This window comes from Pseudomonas sp. 2995-1, assembly GCF_002742505.1.
Taxonomy (GTDB): Bacteria; Pseudomonadota; Gammaproteobacteria; order Pseudomonadales; family Pseudomonadaceae; genus Aquipseudomonas; species Aquipseudomonas sivasensis.
Genome location: NZ_LJSA01000303.1, coordinates 1 through 4,646, shown reverse-complemented (window position 1 = coordinate 4,646; position 4,646 = coordinate 1). Strand labels below are relative to the sequence as shown.

At 60.0% G+C, this 4,646-nt stretch carries 1 pseudogene; it reads left to right on the top strand.

Going from position 1 to position 4,646, the window contains the following annotated elements:
- Nucleotides 1-4,646 (top strand): annotated as a pseudogene (locus tag AOA61_RS31175) (hypothetical protein); the annotation flags it as partial.

The window sequence follows — 4,646 nt, the reverse complement described above, 5'->3', positions numbered from 1 at the left end:
AACAACGTAGTCCTGACCGAAAAAGGCGCCGACTTCGTTAACGCTGGTAACCAACTGCCGAAGATCGACCTGACCGTCACCGACGTTGAAGGCCTGAACTCCACCGGCACTGGCCAGCCGACCGTCACGCTGGTCAACGATGTACCGCTGATCGACATCACGCCGACTACCATCGTCGAGAACACCGCCGAAGTTGGCACCGTCGCCGGTACGTTCAACGCGCGTGACGAAGAATCTCCGCGTGAAAGCCTGACCATCAGCTTCACCACCGGCACCAACGCTGACGGCTACTACAGCCTCTCCGGCAACAATGTCGTGCTGACCCAAAAAGGCGCCGATTTCGTCAATGCCGGTAATCAGTTGCCAAAAATCGACCTGACCGTCACCGACCCTGAAGGCCTCAATTCCCACAACACTGGCCAGCCGGCTGTCACGCTGGTCGATGACACCCCAACCGCCGTCGACGGCCGCATCGAGGGCAACGAAGACACCTCGATCGAGCTCACTTGGGCGACTTTCGGTGTGCAGGACGAAGATTCCACGAGCCCGGCAGTGGTGTTCACCAGCCTGCCGGCCGGCTCCATCGAATACAAAGTCGACGGTGAGTGGGTCAAGCTCACCACGGCCGATCTGAAAACCGACACCTCGGCGGGCAAGGCCTTCACTCAGGCTGACTTCGATGCCCACAACGTGCGTTACACCCCGGCAGACAACGAGTCGGGCGACAACAGCTTCGGCAACACCGGCGTGGGCAACAAGCAAGGTGATTACACCGAGCTGAAGTTCCAAGCCACCGACGGCAACTCCTACAGCGATACCAAAACCATCACCGTGGATATTCACCCGGTGACGGATGTGCCGGTGCTGACCGTCGGCCAAGTGCCAACCGGTCTGACCATTCAAACCTGGACCGGCAGCAACCTGCCGGGCGAGTTGGGCACTAACGGCCAAGGCGTCACCCAGTCCAGCACCCTGATCAAAGTGATCAACGCCCAAACCGCTGACAGCGCCGCCTCCACGGGCGTGACCAGCAATGTAAGCAACGGCAATGTGGCCGAAGGCACCGCGACCAAAGTGTCCGGTCTGGTTTACCTGGAAGCTGGCAAGAGCTACACCTTCACCGGCTCGGCCGACGACAGTCTGGCTATTACCGTGGGTGGCAAGCTGGTCGCTTCCGAAACCTGGAGCCAGGGCAGCGGTATCAACGGGTCGTCCTACACGCCGACCGAGTCGGGTTACTACACCCTCGACATCTACCACTACAACCAGAACGGCCCGGGCAACTACGACGTCAATGTGTCGATCAACAACGGTTCGTCGGTGTCCCTGGGCAACAGTGGCCTGCAGACCTACACCAGTGCCGCCGCGTTGGAAGCCGCAGGCATGGTCCTGGGCGACAGCCACGTTGTGAATGGCGAAGGCTATTACACCGGCAACGTCTACAACCACGGTCTGGAAGACACCGCGATTAAGATCGCGCCGATCACCGCCACTTTTGTCGACACCGACGGCTCGGAATCCCACAAGGTGGAAATCAGCGGCTTGCCGGAAGGCTCCGTGCTCACCGACGGCACTACCGGCCATAGCATCATCTCAACCGGCGCAAACACGCTGTACGACGTGAGCACCTGGAACCTGAGCACCCTGACGGTTACGCCGTTCAAGGACTCGACGGCCAGTTTCGACTTGACCGTGAAGGCCACCGCCAAAGAGTTGAGCACCGGTGTTGAAGAAGTCTCGACCGGCAAGATCAGCGTCGTGGTCACTGCGGTCAACGACGCGCCGGTACTGGGCAATGGTTCGACCAACGCGTTCGGCGACACCTACATCGAGGGCAAACCCGGCGGCTACGTCGCGGCGAACCTAACCATCACCGACGTCGACAACAGCACCTTGCAAAGCGCCAAGGTCACGCTGGTCAACCACTTGGCCGATGACGTGCTGATTGCCGATGTCAGCAACACCAAAATCACCGTCAGCTATGACAAGGACACCGGCGTACTGACCCTGTCCGGTGAAGCGACCAAGGCTGAGTACCAGGAAGTCCTGCGCTCGGTGCACTTCGCCAGCGAAAGCGAAGACCCAAGCCCGGCCAACCGTAACCTGACCATCACCGTGAACGACGGCCAGGCGGACTCCGCGCCTGTGACTTCCGTGATCTACGTGGTACCGGTTAACGATGCGCCGGTTATCAGTTTTGACAGCACTAAGTTTGTCGAGCAGAAAGGTGCGGTGGCACTGGTCGAAAACCTGAGCATCACCGACGTCGACAACAAAACCTTCAGCAAGGTAGTGGTCACCGTTGATCACCTGGTGTCCGGCGACCTGCTCAGCAACGCCGACGTGCTCAAGGCCCTCGCTGTTGCGGGTATCACCATCACCGAAAGCGGCAGCGCCGCCGATGGCAAGATCGTCTACACCCTGACCAGCAACTCGCCAGCCGGCAACAGCGCGGCCGACTTCACCAAGCTGGTTGAAGCGATTACCTTCCAGGCCCCGGGCAACAATCCGGTTGGCACTGATCGCACAGTAACCATCGACGTCACCGATATCGGTGGCGGCAACCTTGACCGTGAGCCACCGGAAACCAGCAGCGCCACCGGCAAGGTCACCGTCGAGCTATTCAACGATGCACCGACAGCAACCGCCACCTCGGCGGGCGCGGACGAAGACCACGCGGCCACCATCGTACTGAGTGGCGCCGATGTGGACGGTTCCGTTGCCCAGTTCGTCATCACCACCTTGCCGGAAAACGGCAAGCTGTATAGCGACGCCAGCCTGACCACCGAACTCAAGGTCGGTGATTCGGTGCCAGCGGGCGCTGACGGCAAGGCGTCGGTTTACTTCTCCCCAACCGCGGACTGGAGCGGCAATACCGCGCTCACCTTCACCGCGGTCGACAATGCTGGTAAAGCCAGCGTCGAAACCACTGCCCCAGTGACAATCGTCCCGGTTACCGATACCCCGCACCTGGGCCTGCTCGGTGGCGGCGTTGTCAGCGCAATCAACTTCGACAGCGCCCCCATCGGCGGCTCCTGGAGCGTCGTCGCGGTTGGCGATGCCAATAACGCAGCCGGCACCAATCCGAATACCCAATGGCAGACCGGCAACGCCGACGGCAAGGTGGAAATCGGCCAAAGCAGCATTTACGGCGTAGAGACCCCAGGCAATAGCCAGGTCATCGAGCTGGAGAAAAACGCCGGCGACGACGCCAGCCTGTACACCATCATCAAGGCGGAAGGCGGCACCGCGTACACCATCTCGGTCGACTACTCGCCGCGTGCGGGCGCTGAGAACAGCTCGGTGATCGACGTGTTCTGGGGCGGCGTCAAAGTCGGCACCCTGGACACCACTGTCGTTGGCATGAAGACCTACACCTTCACCGTGCCGGTCACCGCTGACGGCGATGCCAAACTCGAATTCAAGGCCCCGGCCGGCGATACCAACAACTCGCTTGGCGGCGTGCTGGACAACATCAGCGTTACCCAGGTGCTGAACACTGGCCTGGAAGACCACGCGATCAAGTTGTCTGCGATTGACGCTTATGCGACCGACAAAGACGGCTCTGAGACGCTGAAGCTGGAAATCAGCGGTATTCCAGAAGGCGCGACCATTTCCGACGGCACGCCGGGCCACAGCTTCACGGCCACGGCTGACGTGCAAAGCATCGATATCAGCACCTGGAACAAGGGCACGCTGGTCTACAACCCGGTACCAAACGCCAATGGCCTGGTGAACCTCACCGTCACCGCCACTGCGCAGGATGGTGATGCGGCGCCTAAGTCCGAGTCGATTACGCTGCCGATCAACGTGATTGCGGTCAACGACCTGCCGGTGATTGATGTCGTAGCGAACCCTCTGGTGGAAGGCTCCGTGGCCGAAGGCACCGTTGCCGGTACCTTTACCGTCAGCGACGTTGAGACCCCGATTGCCGATCTGAAAGTGACCTTCACCGGCGACAGCAACAAAGATGGCTACTACACCCTCCTTGGCAACGCCGTGGTGTTGACCCTGGCGGGCGCGAACTTCGTCAACGCGGGTAATAAACTGCCTGCGATTGACTTGACCGTGACGGATGCCGATAAGGGCAGCTCGCACGATGCTGCAACGCCGGACGTGACGCTGGTCAACGACCTGCCGACCATCGAAGTAACCGCCAATCCGTTGGTTGAAGACGCTGTCAGCAAAGACACTGTGGCGGGCTCGTTCACCGTGGGTGACGAAGAAACCCCAGTTGCCGATTTGAAAGTCACCTTCACCGGCGACAGCAATAAAGACGGTTACTACGCCATCGTTGGCAACAACGTTGTCCTGACTCAGGCCGGTGCTGATTTCGTCAATGCAGGGAACAAACTCCCAGCGTTTGACCTGACCGTGACTGATGCCGATAAGGGCAGCGCAACTGCCGCCGCTACTCCGGATGTCACCTTGGTCAACGACCTGCCGACCATCGAAGTAACCGCCAATCCGTTGGTTGAAGACGCTGTCAGCAAAGACACTGTTGCGGGCTCGTTCACCGTGGGTGACGAAGAAACCCCGGTTGCAAACCTGGTGGTCACCTTCACCGGCGACAGCAATAAAGACGGTTACTACGCCATCGTTGGCAACAACGTTGTCCTGACTCAGGCCGGTGCTGACTTCGTTAA